Below are 16,577 nucleotides of genomic sequence, written 5' to 3'. Positions count from 1 at the left end.
GCTCCTAGTTCTTCTTCGAGGATTGGGCGGTGAGGCGCAGGGTGCGGGCGGCGGTGTCGGCGTCGCCCGCGTGCACGGTGAGGGTGCCGGTCTGGGCGTTCCACGAGGTCTTCCACTCGGGGAGGCCGGTCGGGAACACGGTCGCGACGGTGACGTCGCCGCCTGCGAGGTGGGGGAAGCGCAGTTCGGTGCTGTCGGGGCCGCCGCGGCGCCAGACCGAGACGTGGTCGGCGTCTTCGGTGCGCAGGGCGAGGGCGGTCCACGGGTCGGTCCAGCGGGGCAGTCCCGCGGGCCAGTGCGCGTGGCCGTTCGCGATCGTGGTGCGGAGGGTCTTGGCGGCGCCGATCGCCTCGGCGACGACGGCGCGCTGGGCGGCGGTCATCTCGTTGAGGTGGCCGGAGACGTAGAAGCGGCCGAGGAGTCCGGTGACGAGGCAGAACGCGGCCTCCTCGTCGTTCATGCCCGGCTGCGGGTAGGCCCAGTTCGCGGCCTGCTCGGGGAGCAGGGAGATCGGGGCGGCGGCGGCGATCGGCGGGAATTTCGTGAAGTCCTGCTGGTCGGAGGTGGACTGCATGGCCAGGCGCGAGAGGATCGCGTAGTCCATGCGCATGGCGCCGGAGGAGCAGTTCTCGATCACGAGGTCGGGGTGGCGGTCGAGGAGGCCGTCGATCCAGGCGAGGTGGGCGCGGTTGTGGCCGAGGAGGCCGTCGCCGACGGAGTCGGCGGCGAGGTCGGTGCCGGGCCCGGGGTTGACGTTGTAGTCGAACTTGAAGAAGCCGATGCCGAAGTCGTGGACGAGGCGGTCGACGACGCCGTCGAGGTGGGCCACGGCGGCCGGGTGGCGCAGGTCGAGGTGGTAGCGGTGGTGCTCCACGAGGCGCTGGCCGTGGCGTTGGAGGAAGGCCTCTGGGGGGAGGGTGTCGGCCATGGGGCTGCGGACGCCGATGACCTCGGGTTCGAGCCAGAGGCCGGGGACCATGCCGGCGTCGCGGATGGCGTCGATGACTTCGCCGAGGCCGCCGGGGAAGCGGGTGGTCGACGGCCGCCACTCCCCCACGGTGGGCCACCAGTCGCCGCTGTCGTCGTACCAGCCGGCGTCGATGCAGAAGATCTCGGCGCCGACTTCGCTTGCGGCGCTGATGAGCGGGAGGAGTTTCGCGGTGGTGGGGTCGCCGTTGAGGGTGTTCATGTAGTCGTTGAAGACCACGGGCATGGCGGCGTTGTCGGGGTGGGGGCGGCGGGCGGCGCGGCGGAAGTCGGTGAGGGCGGCGAGGGCGTCTTCGGTGTCCGCTCCAGCGGCGAGTGTCGCGGGGACGGTCGTGAAGGTCTGGCCGGGTTCGAGGGTCTTGGTCCAGGCCGAGTCGGGGTCGGTGGGGCCGGAGAGGCTGAGGTAGCCGCCGTCGACGTCCTCGCCGATCTCCCAGCGCCAGGCGCCGTTGTGCTCGATCTGGAAGGCGAGGGCGAGGTCCGGGGAGGCGAGGGCGCCGGTCGGGAGGTGGTATCCGGTGGACCAGGTGCCGTCGGAGGTGCGGGTCCAGGAGCCGCGGGGGTTCTGGAGGGTGAGTTCGGAGGCGAGGGGCACGAAGTCGTCGCCGCGCAGGGGCTCGCGGGTCCAGCGGCCTTCGCCGAGCCAGTCGCTGGTGCCCCAGAGGCGTTCCCAGCCGTCGAGATGGTCGGCGGCCGAGGGGTCGGCGGCGGTGAATCCGAAGGTCAGGGAGGCGACGGAGCGGAGCACGAGTGTGCTCGTGCCGGTCGCGCGGACTTCGACGGTGGAGCGGATCGCGGCGGGGGCGCGGTCGAAGGCCTCCAGGGTGAGGGTCGCTTCGACGCCGTCGGCGCCTTGTCGGATCGCGAGGGTGCGTCGGCCGCCGAGGTCGCGTACCTCGTGGTCGATATACCTTAGTTCAGAGCCGATTTCGGTGTGGGCCAGGCGGTCGGATGAGGGCAGGTGGCCCCGGTCCGCGGTCAGGATCTCCACGAGCGGCACGGCGTGGACCGGGTGGGCCCCGCCGCCGCGCGAGAGGCTCGCGACGCGCACCGGCGAGTCGGCGCCCCACGCGAATCCGAGCTCGAATTCGGGCCTGCCCCAAGACAACTGATCGACCACGACACCCCTTGTACGTACTGCGACTCATGCTTCCGGCGACCGCTGCCAGGCGGTACGCCTGGTAGCGATTTCAGGCGCAACCGTAACGCATTTCTGAAATCGATTTCAAGTTGTGTCTTGAAATCGTTATCAAAATTGGGTACGGTCAGGCTCCGATCCTCGGATCGACCCCTGTCAATGACGAGAGGACCCCCACCACATGAGGAGACTGATGGCCACTGCCGCTGCCGCCGCGGTCGCCGCCACGGCCGTGACCGGCCTGGGCGGCGCTCCCGCAGGCGCCCAAGACAGCGACGTGCTCGCGGTGGACTTCGCCGAGCGCACCGGCGAGTTCCGCGGCGGCGCGACCGGCACGCTCTACGGCTTCGGCGACGAGGGCGCCCCCACCCAGGCGCTCATCAACGGCGCCCACATCACCAACACGAGCCAGAAGGCGCCCTACGGGACGCAGCACCCGTCGGGCGACGCCGTCAAGGTCGAGGACGGCTTCTTCGCCAAGCACGGCGAGGACATGTACATCTACGTGCAGGACTACTACCCCGACTGGGCGTACAACGGCGGCAGGCGCCCCGGCGACGACCGCACCTACAACCCCGAGGACGGCACCTACACCGAGGAGCCCAACGGCGTCTGGGACTACCTCGAGGTGGTCGAGTTCGTGGCCGAGGCCGTCGCGACCGACTCCGACCGCCCCCAGGACTACGTCTTCATCCCCTTCAACGAGCCCGACGGCGGGAACTGGTACCCCGACTGGGCCGGCCAGAAGGACCAGTTCCTCGGGGACTGGCAGGCCGGTTACGAGAAGATCCAGGAGGTCTGGGAGCGCCACGGCCTCGGGCACGCCCGCATCGGCGGGCCCGGCGACACCCGCTGGCAGCCCGAGCGCAGCGCCGACATCCTCGCGTTCGCGAAGGAGCACGGCTCGCTGCCGGACATCTTCATCTGGCACGAGCTGGGCATCGACAACCTCGCGAACTACCGCCAGCACTTCGCCGACTACCGCGCGCTCGAACAGGAGCTGGGGCTCGACCCGATCCCGGTCAACATCACCGAGTACGGGATGCTCCGCGACATGGGCGTGCCCGGGCAGCTCGTCCAGTGGCTCGCGATGTTCGAGGACACCAAGGTCGACGCGCAGACGGCGTACTGGAACTACGCGGGCAACCTCTCCGACAACAGCGCCAGGCCCAACGGCGCGAACGCCGGCTGGTGGATGTTCAAGTGGTACGGCGACCTCGCCGGCTCCGAGACGGTGCGGGTCACCCCGCCGAATCCGGACACGGTGGACACGCTCCAGGGCATCGGCGCGGTCGACGAGGCGAACAGGCGGGCCACCGTCCTCTGGGGAGGCACTGACGCCGGCGTGACACTGGACCTCAAGGGCCTGGACGAGTCGGTGTTCGGCAAACGGGTCGACGTCGAGATCCGCGAGGTCGCGCTCACCGGCGCCGAGGGCCTGGCCGGCACGCCGCGCGTGGTCGGCGCGTACGACAACGTGAAGGTCGACGGCGGGGCGCTGGAGCTGGACGTCGACACGTACGACCGCTACGCGGCCTACCAGATCGTCATCACCCCCGACCAGTCCCGCGACGTCGAGGCCGCGGCCGAGGCGCAGGCGTGGACCGCCTCGATCGAGGCCGAGCACATGGCCCTGACCGACGCCCAGGTGTACTCGCACGACCCGAAGGGCAACGGGGGCTGGCAGTTCCTGTCCTCCGGCGGGCAGGACGTCGGCTCGTTCAACCAGGCGACCTCGCGGGCCGACTGGACCGTGGAGGTGCCGCGGGACGGGACCTACCGGCTCCAGGTCATCGGCGGGGCGCCGGGCGTGCCCGGACGGCACGCGCTGTTCGTGGACGGGGCCTCGGCGGGCACGATCCAGTACGCCGCCGACCTCGGGCTCAACGCCACGAGCAAGTGGCAGTACCGCGGCAGCGCCGAGGTGCTGGTGGACCTGACCGCGGGCGGCCACACGCTGTCGATCATGTCCAGTGAGGACGGATCGACCGCGCTTCCCAACTCGGACATCACCCTCGACAAGGTCTCGCTCACCTCGGTGGGCGAGGGCGAGCCGACCGAGTACCCGGCCTCGACGTTCCGCCTCGAAGCGGGCGCGGCGCTCGACTGGGCCGAGCGGTCCCCGCTGCGCGGCGGCGCCCGCATCGAGGGCGACGCACGGGCCGACCTGTACGCCACGGCGATCGAGACCGGGTACTACGACCTCGTCGTCGACTGGGCCTCCACTGGGGACTCGGCGGTCGAGTTGAGCGTCAACGGTTCGCCGACCGCCCGGCTCGAAGCCGACCGCAAGGGCACGTGGCGCTCGGTGGCCAGGGTCCACCTGGTCGAGGGCATCAACGAGATCGAGGTCCGCTCCCCCGAGGGCGCGCTCGTCGCGTCGCTGACCACCGTGCGCGCCAGGGAGGCCGACGAGGCCGCCGTGTCGATCGAGGCCGAGGACGCCGTGCTGCACGGCTCGGCCGCGCCGACCGCGCTCGCGGAGAGCACCGGCACCAACGCCTCCGGCGGCACCTTCGTGGGCTGGATCGGCAACGGCGAGGAGAACGCGATCGAGATCCCCCGCGACGGCTTCGCCGAGGCGGGCGACTACGACGTCACGGTCCACTACGCCAACGCCGAGCTGTCGGGCGACCACGACTACAACCCGCAGGTGGTCGACCGGCGGCTCTCGGTCCAGGAGGGCGGTGAGGAGGTGGGCCACGCCTACTTCCGCTACACGTACTCGTGGGACAGCTTCTTCCAGCGGAGCATCGCCGTGAGTCTGTCCACTGCGGACGAACCGCTGCGGCTGGGCAACGCGGACGCGTGGGCGCCGAACATCGACCGCGTGGTGATCTCGCCGAGGCTCCTCGGTGAGCCGGTGACCGAAAGGCTCGCCGGACGCTGAGCGCCGCACGGCGAACGGGCCCCGAGCGCAGTGCGCTCGGGGCCCGTTCGCCGTCTCGGTCCCGCGCTGCGGTGAGCGCGATTGCGAGGCGGCGGATGCTCAGGCGTTGGTGATGCCGAGGATGCGGTACGCCCCGACGCGGCTGCTCACGTAGTCGTTGTGGAAGCCGACCGGCACGCCGTCCTGCTGCGCGTCGAAGACGTCTCCGCCGCCCGCGTAGAAGGCGACGTGATCGACGAGCCGGGAGTTGCCCGGGATGGTGTTGTAGAAGATCAGGTCACCGACCTTGAGATCCGAGTAGGCCACCGATTGGGCGTAGAACCTCCCCGGTGAGTCGTGGCCGCGCACCCAGTTGTACATGTCGTTCGCGGTCCGCACCGTCCAGCCCGGGAAGTTGTGGACCTGACCGTATGCGGTGTAGACCAGACCGGAGCAGTCGTAGCCGGGGCCGGTGCCGCCGTAGTCGTACGGGGCGCCTTCCTTGTCGACGGCCCTGCGGTAGGCGATCCGGGTGTAGTTGAAGATGTTCTTCTTCACGGAGCAGTCGACCCCTTGCTCCGCGGTGCCGTTCTGGACCGACACGACGAGGTGGTTGAAGTCCCCGAGGTTGCCGGGGTTCCACGATCCCGTGGTGCCGTTGGTCCCGCTGTCGATGCCTCCCTCGAGGATCACGTAGGTGTGGCCGTTGTCGAAGACGTGGGGCGAGGTGCCGTCGGGTCCCTTGGCCGAGAGGCGCAGTACGGGCTTCAGCCCGTATGCGTTGGTGGTGTCGTAGAGCGACCAGCGAACGGTCGCCTCGTTCGCTCCCGTCCAGTTCACCTGGATGGTCGACCAGGCGCCGGTGCACCCGATCCTGTATTCGGCGCTCGGGTTGTCCAACGGGGGTACGGCGCCGGCGGCCGGAGCGTTCACCAGAACGGCTCCGGTGATCATGAGGAGCATCGTCGTTGCGGTGGATACGACCAGGGCAATGAGTCTTCGTGTCATCGCGTGGTCTCCCTTCGTGGGGCGATGGGCTTGGCTTGAGAGAGTGGACGCGCTAATTGAAGAAGTTGTTGATGCCGTGGTAGTGCCCGAGGGCGACGTCCTGCCTGAAAGCCGCCGACTTCAAGAGGTTGGCGTTGGCGACGTTGTCGACGAAGAGGTTCTCGGTGAGGACCGCTGACATGTTCGTGTTCTCGACCACGTAGAAGCCCACCGCCTTCTTCCCCCGGTCCGTGACGGACTGGTCCTTGTTCATCCACGCGATCACCCTGGCGTGCACGTTGTTCTGGAGCCGCACGGTGCGATCCGACACGGCGCCGTCGTCCCGGTAGCTCTCGAATCCGTATCCGCCGCCGGCGTTGCAGTGGATGCTCACGAAGATGGACGCGCCCCAGCTGTTGGCGTCGTTCACCCGGTAGCTCAGGCTCCGGGTGATGTCCGTGCTGCGGGACATCCGGACGTTGTAGCCGTGGCGGTCCAGAATCTCCCTGAGACGCTTGGCGATGTCGAGGGTAACGTTCTTCTCGACGACCCCGTTCGCGGAAGCACCGCGGTCGTCGCCTCCGTGGCCCGGGTCGATGTAGACCTTTTCGCCCGCCATGGGGCTGACGACTTGGGCCAGCGCGGCGTTGCCGGCGAAGGGCAGGGCTGCGAGTCCGGCGGTGGCGCCGAGCAAGGCGGCACGCCGTGAAACATTCCTTTGTGGCATAGGGATGCGGCTCCGTTCGGAATGAGGGTCGATCACGGGGTAGTGTGATCGCTGTCTCAATCCTGGGTGGACTCCGCACCAGATTCGCACCAGTTTCGCATGAGCCGCCCCGCAGTCAGCGGCGAGTCAAGCTCAGCGCAGCTTACATGTTCTTGTGACCTGTTGCGCCGCAATCCTTCTTAGGAAGCACGCTTCTTGCGGGGCGCGGCCGAACGAGGCGGTTGGGCCCTCATGTGGTCGCGCACGCGCGCCATGATGTCGCCGAGACGGGCCACGTCGGCGTCCGTCAGCGGCCCGAACAGGAGGCGCTTGGCGACCTCGACGTGGCCGGGCATGACCTGGTTGACGCGGGCGTAGCCGGCGTCGGTGATCGCGACCCGGGTCGAGCGCTCGTCGTCGGGGCTGGGGCCGCGCGAGACCAGTCCCGCCTTCTCCAGGAGTCCGGCCTGGTAGGTCAGGCCGCTGCGGCTGTAAACCACGCCGTCCGCCAGCTCGGTCATCGTCAGACAGCCGCCGGCCGCGGCGAGGCTCGCGAGGATCTGGAACTGGACCGTGCTCAGGTCCGCGTCGGCGCGCAGCTGCTGCTCGACGTGGTGCTGGAGCACGCCCACGGCCTCCATGAGCGCGAAATAGGTCGCCATCTCCTCGGGCGCGAGCCCGGGTCCGGGGTCGAAGGCGTCGTCGGGCGCGGGCTCGGTCATCAGTCGACCGTACCTGCTTCGGATTCGAAGCAATGTGCGGAGCGTCACCCGCGCGTCGACTTGCTTCGAATTCAAAGCACTTTACACTGGGGAGGTGCTTCGAATTCAAAGCACCTATGCGAAGGAGCCATCATGAAAGCAGTGCGCTACCACTCCTACGGCGACAGCGACGTCCTCGTGCTCGAGGAGGCCGAGCAGCCGAAGGCCGGCCCGGGCCGAGTGGTCCTCAAGGTCGCCGGCGCCGCGTTCAACCCGGTCGACACCGCCATCCGCTCCGGCGGGTTCCAGCAGATCGCGCCGGTCGCCTTCCCGCACACCCCGGGCATCGACGCCTCCGGCGTCATCACCGAGATCGGCGAGGGCGTGGCCGGCTGGAACCTCGGCGACGCCGTGATCGCCAACCTGCCGATGAGCGCGCCGGGACCGTCCGCCGAATACGTCGCCGCTCCCGCCGACGCCCTGGCCGCGGCGCCCAAGAGCATCCCGCTCGCCGACGCCTCCGCGCTGCCGGCCACCGGTCTCACCGCCTGGCAGGGACTGTTCGAGCACGCGAACCTCCAAGCGGGACAGCGACTCCTGGTCAACGGCGCGGGCGGCGGCGTCGGCGGGCTGGCCGTGCAGCTCGCCAAGCGGGCCGGGGCCGAGGTCACCGCGACCGCCAGCGCGCGCAGCGCCGACCGGGTCGAGGCCGCGGGCGCGGACCGGATCGTCGACTACACCGCCGTCCCGGTCGCCGAGGCGCTGGAGGGCGAGCGGTTCGACGCCGTGTTCCACCTGGTGTACGCGACTCCCGAAGAGGTCGAGCGGCTCGTAGGCCTGGTCGCGGACGGGGGCGTGTTCGTCACCACCACGGGGCCGGCTCCCGAGGGGGTCGGGCGCGGGGTGCGGGCGGCGCAGATGTTCATGCACAGCGACGCGGCGAAGCTCGCCGAGCTGGCCGCGCTCGTGGACGCCGGGGAGCTGACCGTGGACGTGGCGGAGCGGCTGCCGCTGGCCGAGTTGCCGTCGGTGCACGACCGGGCGGCCGCGGGCGGCCTCGCCGGGAAGACGGTGCTCGTTCCCTGAACGGAGGCCGGTCGGCCCGCGTGAGGCGGACCGACCGGCGTTCGTGGGGTTGCCGCCGGTTACGGTCCGGACGTGATCGCCCTCGCGATGTCGACGCGGACGCCCGTCGAGCAGTACCCGACGATCCTGCTTCCGTCGGCGACATGCCAATTGCTGTAGCGGATGTCGCTGGAGCCGACGCAGCTCCAGGCGAGCCTGAACCGATAGGGGGCGGGCTGGCTGTTGTAGCAGCGGGCCCAGCCAAAGTACCGGATGCTGTCGCCGCTGCCGGTCGCGCTCATGCCGGTCTCGCAGTGCCTCGCCTGCACCTCCACAGGTTCGGCCGCGGCGGCCGAGGCGGTGCCGAGGACGGAGAGTCCCGTGAGGGATGCGGTCATCAGGAGCGCGGCGAGCAGTGCCGACGCTCGCCGCGCACCGCTCTTGAGGATGGTGGTCATGGAGGGTGACTCCTTCTTTCGCCGATGCCGACGGCACCGACCCGGCTGGATCGGTCCGCCTTGGAAGGGTGTTGGAAATCGATTCGAGCAGACTCAGTCTGTTGGCGAAGGGGATCGGTCGCAAGGCGGAAGACCGGCAGGACGGCGGCGGGAGTCAGGCGGCGAGGCCCCGGACGTCGGCGACGAAGCGGTCCAGGGCGGTCAGGTGCGGGAACTCCCCCGGCGTGCCGTAGGACTCGCAGCGGGCCTTGGGGATGCGTACGCGGAGCCATGCGGCGTAGCCCGGTTCGGGTTCGGCGGCGAACACCGACAGGTACGGGCAGTCGATCGGCTTGCGCGGCCCGGTGATCTCGCGCAGGGCGGCGTCCGGTTCGCCGTCGGCCCGGACGTCGAGGCGCTGCTCGACCGCGACGACGGCGTGCGCGAGGTACCGGGCGGCGAACACCGAGGCGACCAGGGCCGCCGAGCCGTGGCCGGCCAGAACCGGTGCGCGCGTGCCCATCTGGAGGACCATGTGGGCGAGGTCTTCGGCGAGGGCGGGCGGTGGGTGGCCTTCCGGCAGGTCGACCACCATCACGGCGTGGGTGTCGCCGAGGGCGGCGGCCACGGGCCACCAGGCGGAGCGGTCGTGTTCGGGGCGGTTGAGCAGCAGGACGGGGCGGCCGCAGCCGCCCCACTGCTCGTACGCGGACTCGCGTCCGGGGTCGTGCAGGAGTGTTGCGATTCGCGGCGTCGGCACGGCGGGTCTCCAGGGGTAGGTCGCGTTGGAGGCTGCTGGACCGCGGGCCGTCGGCTCGGTGCCTCCGGTTCCGGTCAGATGATCAGGAGGGCCGCTCCGACGGCCGAGAGGGCCAGCGTGGCGATCTCGAACTGCTTCTGGTCGATGCGGTGGACGAGGGCCCTGCCGGCGAAGGCGCCCAGGGCCACCGCCGGCACCAGGATGAGGGTCGTGAGCAGCGTGGTCCAGGTGATGAGGCCCAGGCCGACGCTGAAGGGGACCTTGAAGAGGTTCACCGCGAAGAAGCACCAGGCCATGGTGCCGAGGAAGCGCAGTTTCGGGAAGCCCGAGAGCATCAGGTAGAGGACCATGACCGGACCGGCGGCGTTGGCCATCATCGTGGTCGAGCCGACCGCGATGCCGGTCCCGGCGGCGGCGGTCCGGCGGGCGAAACCGGTGGGCGGCTTGGGATCGTCCGTTTTGGGTTTGAGTTTCGACCAGATCTGGAGGGCGAGCATCGCCAGGAGGATCGCGCCGATGACCACGCGCATCGCGGCGTCGTCGGCGAACCACAGGGCGACCGCCCCGGCCCCGACGCCGATCACGATCCAGGGGGCGAGCCGGGCGAGCACCGGCCACTCGACGTGCCGGGAGTAGAAGCGGATCGCGAACAGGTCGGCGACGATGAGCACCGGCAGCAGCGCCCCGGTGGACTCCTTCGCCGGGAGCATCGTGGCGAACAGCAGGATCGACAGCGAGGAGGTGCCGCTGATCCCGGTCTTGGAGAATCCGGCCAGCACGGCGGCCACCGCCAGGGCCGTCCATGCGAGCGCATCGGAGGGAAGTTCGCTCATGAGTCGCCATCATTCACTTCCCTCACACGGGCGGGGCGGGCGGCCCGAGGCGGCGTGACGCGTTCCCGGCGGACGGGCGGGACGCCCGGGGCGCTCGGGGCCTCAGGGGTTGACGGTGATGTCGGTGGGACGCAAGGGAAAACGATCTTGAGTCTCGGAAGTCCGTTTGTTAACGGTCTCATTTCGAAAACGAAACGTCTTTCGATCTTGTCCAACCGTTTTTCTAAAGGTTAGATTTATCCATGTCTTAACTAGGCGCCGACGCCCCGTCGGCGTCGACCCCCCGACCGCAAGGAGGCGGAAGACATGGTGGACAAGGTTCGCTGGCACACGCGCGCAGGCATCGCCGCGACGGCACTACTCGGCGTGGCAGGCCTGACGGCCTGCGGCTCCGGTGGAGGTGACGACGACGGGACCCTCTCGATGGTGGTCTGGGGCGGCGACGCCGAGAAGGAGACGTACCAGCAGCGCGTCGACCTCATCGAGGCCGAGAACCCGGACATCGAGATCGAGCTCCAGCTCATCCCCTCGGACCAGTACGAGCAGAAGGTCCAGACCATGATCTCCGGCGGCGACGGCCCCGACATCATGCAGGTGGCCGAGAACGTCAACTCCTACTCGTCCAAGAACCAGCTCGTCCCGCTCGACGAGTACATCGAGTCCTCCGGCCTGGACATGGAGCAGCGCTTCGGCCCCGCCGGCGACCTGTACTCCTTCGAGGACCAGACCTTCGCCGTCCCGGACCGCTCGGGCGCGATGGTGGTCTTCTACAACAAGGACCTCTTCGACGCCGCGGGCGTCGAGTACCCGACCGCGGCGTGGACCCAGGACGACGCCCACGCCGCCATGGAGCAGCTGACGGTCCCCGGCGAGCAGTGGGGCTACGGCGGCGCCGGATGGTGGGCGCAGTGGTGGAGCTTCGCCTACCAGAACGGCGGGCAGATCATCGACGACGAGGGCCAGCCCACCGCCAACTCCCCCGAGGTCGCCGAGGCGCTCCAGTGGGCCAACGACCTCGCGCACGTCGACCACGTCGTGCCCACCCCCGCCGAGTACGCGGACATGGGTCCCGACCTGGGCGGCGACCAGGCGTTCGCCGCGCAGACCGTCGCCATGAACACCACCGGGTTCTGGGGCATCATCGGCCTCGCCGAAGCCGACTTCAACTGGGGCATCGCCCCCATGTGGCAGAACGAGCAGCAGGCCGTGACCGGCTTCGGCTCCGGCCTCGCCGTCACCCGCGACAGCGAGAACCCCGAGAAGGCCTTCGAGGCCATCGAGCTCCTCACCGACGTCGAGGCGCAGCAGGTCCTCATCGACAACGCACTCGACGTGCCCGCGAACCTCGAAGTGCAGCAGTCCGACGCGTTCCTGCACCCCGAGTGGGCCCCCGAGGACCTGAACATGGGCGCCTTCGGCGAGTCCTCCGAGTTCATCATCCGGGCCCCGTTCATCCCCGAGTGGAACGAGATGATGGCGGCCTTCGACGACAACCTCGGCACCTTCTGGAACGAGGGCGGCGACGCGCAGACCGAGCTGGACAAGGTCCAGACGCAACTCGAGTCGATCATCGAGTAGGGCGATCCCGATGACGACCACCGTCGACGAAGCCCCCGGTGCGGTGCGCCCCGCGCGCCGCGCCGGGAGGCGTCGCCCCAAGATGTCCAAGCGGCGCAAGAAGGAGGCCTTCTTCTTCTGGCTCTTCATCTCGCCGTGGCTGATCGGATTCGTCGGATTCCTGCTCGGCCCCATGATCGCCTCCGTCTACATCTCCCTGACGGAATGGGACTCGTTCACGCCGCCCGAATGGGTCGGCCTGGACAACTACGCCAAGGCGCTCACCGAGGACCCGATCTTCTGGAAGGCCCTCTGGAACACCTTCTTCTACGCGGCGATCTCCGTGCCGCTCGGGCTGGTCATCGGCGTATGGCTGGCGAACCTGCTCAACAAGCGCGTGCGCGGGCGCAAGCTCTTCCGCACCTTCATCTACCTGCCGACGCTGGTCCCGCTCGTGGCGACCGCGATGGTCTTCAAGATGGTCCTCGCGCCGTCGGGCCCGTTCAACGACATGCTCGGCTGGTTCGGCATCGAGGGCCCGCAGTGGCTGCTCAGCGCCACGTGGATCAAGCCCGCACTGATCATCCTGTCCGTCTGGGGCGCGGGCGCCGCGACGGTCCTGCTCCTGTCGGCCATGAACGGCATCCCGCGCGAGCTCTACGAGGCCGCCGAGATCGACGGCGCCAGCGCCTGGCGCCAGTTCTGGGCGGTCACGTTCCCGCAGATCACGCCGGTCATCTTCTTCAACCTGATCATGGGCCTCATCGGAGCGTTCCAGATCTTCTCGCAGGTCTACATCCTCGCGCCCAACAACAACGTGGGCGGGCCCGACAACGCCAGCCAGATGATGGTGACGATGCTGTTCCAGGAGGCGTTCTCCTTCTACCACTTCGGTTACGCCTCGGCGGTCGCATGGCTGCTGTTCCTGGTGATCATGACGTTCACCGTGATCGCGTTCCGGACCTCCCGCAAATGGGTCTTCTACGAGACGGAGGTGCGCTGATGGCGGTCGCCGCCGAAAGCCCCGAGCACGTCGCAGGGCGCAGGAAGGGCCGCAGGGCCGAGGGCGAGAAGGGCACGCGGACGCTGTCGGTGTTCAAGGCCTCGCCCGCGACCTACGCGGTGCTGCTGGTCGTGTCGGCGCTGTTCTTCGTGCCGTTCATCCTCATGATCTCGATCTCGCTGGCGAGCGACCAGACGAGCGCGCAGAACGCGTTCACGGTCTTCCCCACCGAGTTCGAGTGGTCGAACTTCACCGACGTCTTCACGGCCACCGGGCTGCCCGTGGGCCGGTTCGTGCTCAACTCGGTCCTCATCGCCACGCTCTCGGCGGTGGGCCAGGTGCTGTCGTCCTCGCTCGTGGGCTACGCGTTCGCGCGGCTGCGGGCGCCGGGCAAGGGCGTCATGTTCATGATCGTGCTCGCCACGATGATGATCCCCGCGCAGATCACGATGATCCCGCAGTTCCTGCTGTTCAAGGAGCTCGGCTGGGTCAACACCTATCTGCCGCTGATCATCCCGAACTTCTTCACGAACGCGTTCAACGTGTTCCTGGTGCGGCAGTTCGTCTCCCGCATCTCCGGGGAGCTCGACGAGGCCGCGCAGATGGACGGGCTGGGCTACTTCGGCGTCTACCGCAAGATCATCCTGCCGATGATGTGGCCGATCCTCACCGCGATCGCGATCTTCACGCTCACGCACGCGTGGGGCGACTTCATGGGCCCGCTGATCTACCTCAACTCCGAGGAGTCCATGCCGCTCGCGCTCGGCCTGCAGTACATGACCTCCACGAGCAACGCCATGCAGCTGCCGCCGTGGAACCTCGTGATGGTCGGCTCGATCATATTGACGCTGCCGATGATCGCGATCTACTACCTCGGCCAGAAGTACCTCTACGAGATGAACCTCCAAGGCGGAAGTGCAGGAGTGAAGTAAGTGACTGATCTGTCCACCGCGACCGTCCGGCTCGGCCCCGCGGGACTCGTGCTCGACGGGCTCGAGGAAGCCCTGCTGTGCGCGTCCCTGTTCTACTTCCGCCTGCCGCGGGAGGTCTGGGAGGCCCGTCTCGCGCAGGTGCGCGCGACCGGCTACCACGCGATCGACGTCTACCTGCCGTGGAACTTCCACGAGACCGCCCCCGGCGAGTGGGACTTCGCAGGGCGGCGCGACGTCGCGGCGTTCCTCGACCTCGCGCACGAGGCCGGCCTGGCGGTCGTCGCCAGGCCCGGCCCCTACATCTGCTCCGAATGGGACGGCGGGGCGCTGCCGTCGTGGCTGGGACTCGAGACGGAGATCGGCCTGCGGCAGGCCGAACCGCGCTTCCTCGGCCACGTGCGGGCCTGGTTCGACCGGGCCATGCCGATCCTGGCCGAGCGGCAGTGGGGCCGCGGCGGCGCCGTCGTCGCGGTGCAGCTGGAGAACGAGCTCGACTTCTTCGACACCGAGGACCGCCACGCGTACATGACCGCGTTGCGCGACATGGCGGTCGGGCACGGCATCGACGTGCCGCTCATCGCGTGCGCGGGCCAGGGCGACCTGGTCGGCGCGACCGGCGGGGTCGAGGGGATCGCGCCCGCGTTCAACTTCTACCCCGACGACCGGTCCGCGTTCGTCGAGCCCGAGGTCCGCCGGTACGCCGACCTCGTGGCCGAGCGCGGCCTGCCGCTGCTGGTCACCGAGACCAACCGCAGCCACACGACGCTGCGGCGACTGCTGGTCAGCGGCGCGACGCTGCTCGCGCCGTACCTCCAGGCGTCGGGCTACGACCTCGGCTACACGCCGTCGGTCGGCAACTGGGGCGACCCGGGCGGGTTCATGACCCACGACTACGACTTCGGCGGGTATCTGTCCCCTGTGGGTGAAGCGCGGCCGGAGACGGCCGAGGCGCGCGTCCTGACCGCGTTCACCCGCACGCTCGGCCCGGCGCTGGCCAAGGCTCGCACCACCGAAGCCGAAGGCGTGCACAGTGTCTCGGTGGCGACCAGTGCTTCGCCGTCGCGGCTCGTCCTCGACGGCGGCGGCACGGTCACCGGCGTTCCGAACCTCACCGGGGAAGCGGGCACGGCATCGGTCGCGACCGGGCTCGGCGAGTTCGCGATCGCGCTCGCGCCGCACTCCTGTGCGCTGATCGTGCAGGGCCTGCCGCTCGCGGGCTTCGGCCTGCCGGGGGTGCTGCGGTTCGCGAGCGCCGATCTCGTCGGCGCGGACGAGAGCGGGCTCCGGTTCGCCTCAAGGGTTCCGAGCACGGTCGTCTTCTCGACCGAGGGCGAGACGCCGATCGTCGCCGAATTGGACGCGCCCGCGGTGGGCGAGCCGAAGCGATACACGGTGCAGTCCGGCTCCACCGCTTGGGAAGTCGTGGTGATGCACCCGGAGGACGTGCACGCCCCGGACGGTCCGGTCGAGCCGACCGGCGTCACCGGCGAACCGGAAGCGCTCGGCGGGGCCGTGCGCCTCGCGCTGGAGACGCGGACGGGGAGCACGGAAGCGCATGAGCTGGCGCCGGTCTCCGAAGCGGTCGGCGTCCTGCGCGGGCGCACGCACTACGCGACCTCGGTGGAGGGCATCGCGGAACTGCTCATCGAGGGCGCGGGCGACATCGTCGACCTCGCGTTCGACGGCGTCGCCGCGCAGACGTTCGCGCGCTTCGGCGCCACGGTGCGCGTGCCCGTGGCGGGCGCCGGGTCGTTCGAAGCCGTGGTCGAGACGTGGGGCCACGCGAACTTCGACGACACTCGGCTGCCGGGCCTGGCGATCGGGTCGCTGCGCGGCCTCGGCCGCGTGTGGTCGGTGGCCGCGAGCGAGGACGTCAGCGCACTGTGGACCGTCGAGGGCGGCGACCAGTGGGCCGGCGACCCCGCGCCGCTGCGCAGCCTCGGCGGCTGGAGCAGCACCCGGATCGGGCGCCCCGCGACCTATCGGCGTTCGCTGCCGGTGGACGGCACGAGTCACCATGCACTGCACCTGGACGGGCTGGAGAGGCCGTGCGAGGTCGCGGTCGACGGCGCGTCCCGGACGGTCAGCCCGAACGACCCGTGGGTGCACCTGGCCCCCGGCGAGGGACGGGACGTGGCGGTCACCATGCCGCACTGGCCCGGATCGGGAGGCGCCGCCGCGCTGCTGCGCCTCGACGCCATCCGGGACTGGCAGGTCGAGCCGCAGCCCGACACCGCCCTCATCGGACTCGCCGGGCGGGAGAGCGCGGGCGATACCGTTGCGTTCCCGCTCGAACTCGAAGCGGGCGAAGAGTTCTGGATCGACGTGCTGGTGCCCGCGGGCGGGCGGTCGCTGCGGTTCGAGGGCTCGCAGGTGCGCGTCAGCGCGTTCGCGCACGGCGAGCTGCTGGGACGCGTCTGGACGGACGACGCGAACCGGCCGCGGTTCACCGGCGGCGACCCCGGGCGGCTCTGGCTGCCCGGCGCCTGGAACACCGGTGGCGTGCGGCTGCTCGTGCGAGGGACCATTGGAGACGGAAGGCCGGTCCTGTCGGGCATGACCGCCGCCCCCACCCCCGAATAGACCCCTGTAGCGAACCCTG

General features: G+C 69.7%; 13 protein-coding genes. 6 read left to right on the top strand and 7 right to left on the bottom strand.

Features of this window, described 5'->3' with window-relative positions; genetic code table 11:
- Positions 1–4 precede the first annotated feature (4 nt).
- Positions 5–2,107: a glycoside hydrolase family 36 protein gene (locus tag BLQ63_RS29515; RefSeq protein WP_091027341.1), complete on the bottom strand. Its 2,103-nt coding sequence runs from the start codon at positions 2,105–2,107 to the stop codon at positions 5–7.
- Positions 2,108–2,318: 211 nt separating this feature from the next.
- Between BLQ63_RS29515 and BLQ63_RS01310 the strand changes: the two genes are divergently transcribed.
- Entirely contained in the window at positions 2,319–5,015 is a 2,697-nt protein-coding gene (locus BLQ63_RS01310; RefSeq protein WP_218124982.1) for a carbohydrate-binding protein, read from the top strand.
- 99 nt (positions 5,016–5,114) lie between these two features.
- On the opposite strand, the gene BLQ63_RS01305 is transcribed toward BLQ63_RS01310, so the two are convergent.
- The 3 genes from BLQ63_RS01305 to BLQ63_RS01295 all read right to left on the bottom strand — a co-directional run bounded on the left by BLQ63_RS01305 (position 5,115) and on the right by BLQ63_RS01295 (position 7,409).
- On the bottom strand, positions 5,115–6,002 hold the full coding sequence (locus BLQ63_RS01305) for a C40 family peptidase (RefSeq protein ID WP_091027339.1): 888 nt from the start codon (positions 6,000–6,002) through the stop codon (positions 5,115–5,117).
- Positions 6,003–6,054: 52 nt separating this feature from the next.
- Positions 6,055–6,675 carry an N-acetylmuramoyl-L-alanine amidase family protein gene (locus BLQ63_RS01300; protein WP_245680817.1) on the bottom strand — a complete coding sequence of 207 codons (621 nt, stop codon included), beginning with the start codon at positions 6,673–6,675 and terminating at the stop codon, positions 6,055–6,057.
- 212 nt (positions 6,676–6,887) lie between these two features.
- Entirely contained in the window at positions 6,888–7,409 is a 522-nt protein-coding gene (locus BLQ63_RS01295) for a MarR family winged helix-turn-helix transcriptional regulator (RefSeq protein ID WP_091027337.1), read from the bottom strand.
- A 132-nt stretch (positions 7,410–7,541) separates the two neighbouring features.
- Here BLQ63_RS01295 and BLQ63_RS01290 point away from each other — a divergent pair, with 132 nt between their 5' ends.
- On the top strand, positions 7,542–8,474 hold the full coding sequence (locus BLQ63_RS01290; RefSeq protein ID WP_091027336.1) for an NADP-dependent oxidoreductase: 933 nt from the start codon (positions 7,542–7,544) through the stop codon (positions 8,472–8,474).
- A gap of 59 nt (positions 8,475–8,533) precedes the next feature.
- Here the strand turns inward: BLQ63_RS01290 and BLQ63_RS01285 are convergent, their stop codons facing one another.
- The 3 genes from BLQ63_RS01285 to BLQ63_RS01275 all read right to left on the bottom strand — a co-directional run bounded on the left by BLQ63_RS01285 (position 8,534) and on the right by BLQ63_RS01275 (position 10,483).
- Positions 8,534–8,911 (bottom strand): hypothetical protein, encoded by a 378-nt coding sequence (locus tag BLQ63_RS01285; protein WP_091027335.1) that lies wholly within the window; start codon positions 8,909–8,911, stop codon positions 8,534–8,536.
- A 154-nt stretch (positions 8,912–9,065) separates the two neighbouring features.
- Entirely contained in the window at positions 9,066–9,650 is a 585-nt protein-coding gene (locus tag BLQ63_RS01280; RefSeq protein ID WP_091027334.1) for an alpha/beta fold hydrolase, read from the bottom strand.
- A 74-nt stretch (positions 9,651–9,724) separates the two neighbouring features.
- Positions 9,725–10,483 carry a sulfite exporter TauE/SafE family protein gene (locus BLQ63_RS01275; RefSeq protein WP_091027333.1) on the bottom strand — a complete coding sequence of 253 codons (759 nt, stop codon included), beginning with the start codon at positions 10,481–10,483 and terminating at the stop codon, positions 9,725–9,727.
- Positions 10,484–10,789: 306 nt separating this feature from the next.
- Between BLQ63_RS01275 and BLQ63_RS01270 the strand changes: the two genes are divergently transcribed.
- The 4 genes from BLQ63_RS01270 to BLQ63_RS01255 are packed head-to-tail and all read left to right on the top strand — an operon-like array spanning position 10,790 to position 16,558.
- Positions 10,790–12,061, top strand: coding sequence for an ABC transporter substrate-binding protein (locus BLQ63_RS01270; RefSeq protein WP_218124981.1), 1,272 nt, complete (start codon positions 10,790–10,792; stop codon positions 12,059–12,061).
- 10 nt (positions 12,062–12,071) lie between these two features.
- The gene (locus BLQ63_RS01265) at positions 12,072–13,043 is read left to right on the top strand and encodes a carbohydrate ABC transporter permease (protein WP_091027332.1); all 972 of its coding nucleotides are present in this window, start codon (positions 12,072–12,074) and stop codon (positions 13,041–13,043) included.
- Positions 13,043–13,975 (top strand): carbohydrate ABC transporter permease, encoded by a 933-nt coding sequence (locus BLQ63_RS01260; RefSeq protein WP_091027331.1) that lies wholly within the window; start codon positions 13,043–13,045, stop codon positions 13,973–13,975. The genes BLQ63_RS01265 and BLQ63_RS01260 overlap by 1 nt, the downstream gene beginning before the upstream one ends.
- Positions 13,976–16,558, top strand: coding sequence for a beta-galactosidase (locus BLQ63_RS01255; protein WP_091027330.1), 2,583 nt, complete (start codon positions 13,976–13,978; stop codon positions 16,556–16,558).
- The last annotated feature ends 19 nt before the right edge of the window (positions 16,559–16,577 follow it).

The sequence above is a fragment of the Glycomyces harbinensis genome (assembly GCF_900101745.1).
In the GTDB taxonomy this organism is placed as follows: domain Bacteria; phylum Actinomycetota; class Actinomycetes; order Mycobacteriales; family Micromonosporaceae; genus Glycomyces; species Glycomyces harbinensis.
Note: the sequence above shows the minus strand (reverse complement) of the source record. Positions and strands in the feature narration are given on the sequence as shown.

What these genes read in the sequence shown, in the direction of transcription:
- BLQ63_RS01310 (WP_218124982.1), top strand. Translation starts at nt 2,319, where the DNA reads ATGGCCACTGCCGCTGCCGCCGCGGTCGCCGCCACGGCCGTGACCGGC.
- BLQ63_RS01305 (WP_091027339.1), bottom strand. Translation starts at nt 6,002, where the DNA reads ATGACACGAAGACTCATTGCCCTGGTCGTATCCACCGCAACGACGATG.
- BLQ63_RS01295 (WP_091027337.1), bottom strand. Translation starts at nt 7,409, where the DNA reads ATGACCGAGCCCGCGCCCGACGACGCCTTCGACCCCGGACCCGGGCTC.
- BLQ63_RS01290 (WP_091027336.1), top strand. Translation starts at nt 7,542, where the DNA reads ATGAAAGCAGTGCGCTACCACTCCTACGGCGACAGCGACGTCCTCGTG.
- BLQ63_RS01285 (WP_091027335.1), bottom strand. Translation starts at nt 8,911, where the DNA reads ATGACCACCATCCTCAAGAGCGGTGCGCGGCGAGCGTCGGCACTGCTC.
- BLQ63_RS01275 (WP_091027333.1), bottom strand. Translation starts at nt 10,483, where the DNA reads ATGAGCGAACTTCCCTCCGATGCGCTCGCATGGACGGCCCTGGCGGTG.
- BLQ63_RS01270 (WP_218124981.1), top strand. Translation starts at nt 10,790, where the DNA reads ATGGTGGACAAGGTTCGCTGGCACACGCGCGCAGGCATCGCCGCGACG.
- BLQ63_RS01265 (WP_091027332.1), top strand. Translation starts at nt 12,072, where the DNA reads ATGACGACCACCGTCGACGAAGCCCCCGGTGCGGTGCGCCCCGCGCGC.
- BLQ63_RS01260 (WP_091027331.1), top strand. Translation starts at nt 13,043, where the DNA reads ATGGCGGTCGCCGCCGAAAGCCCCGAGCACGTCGCAGGGCGCAGGAAG.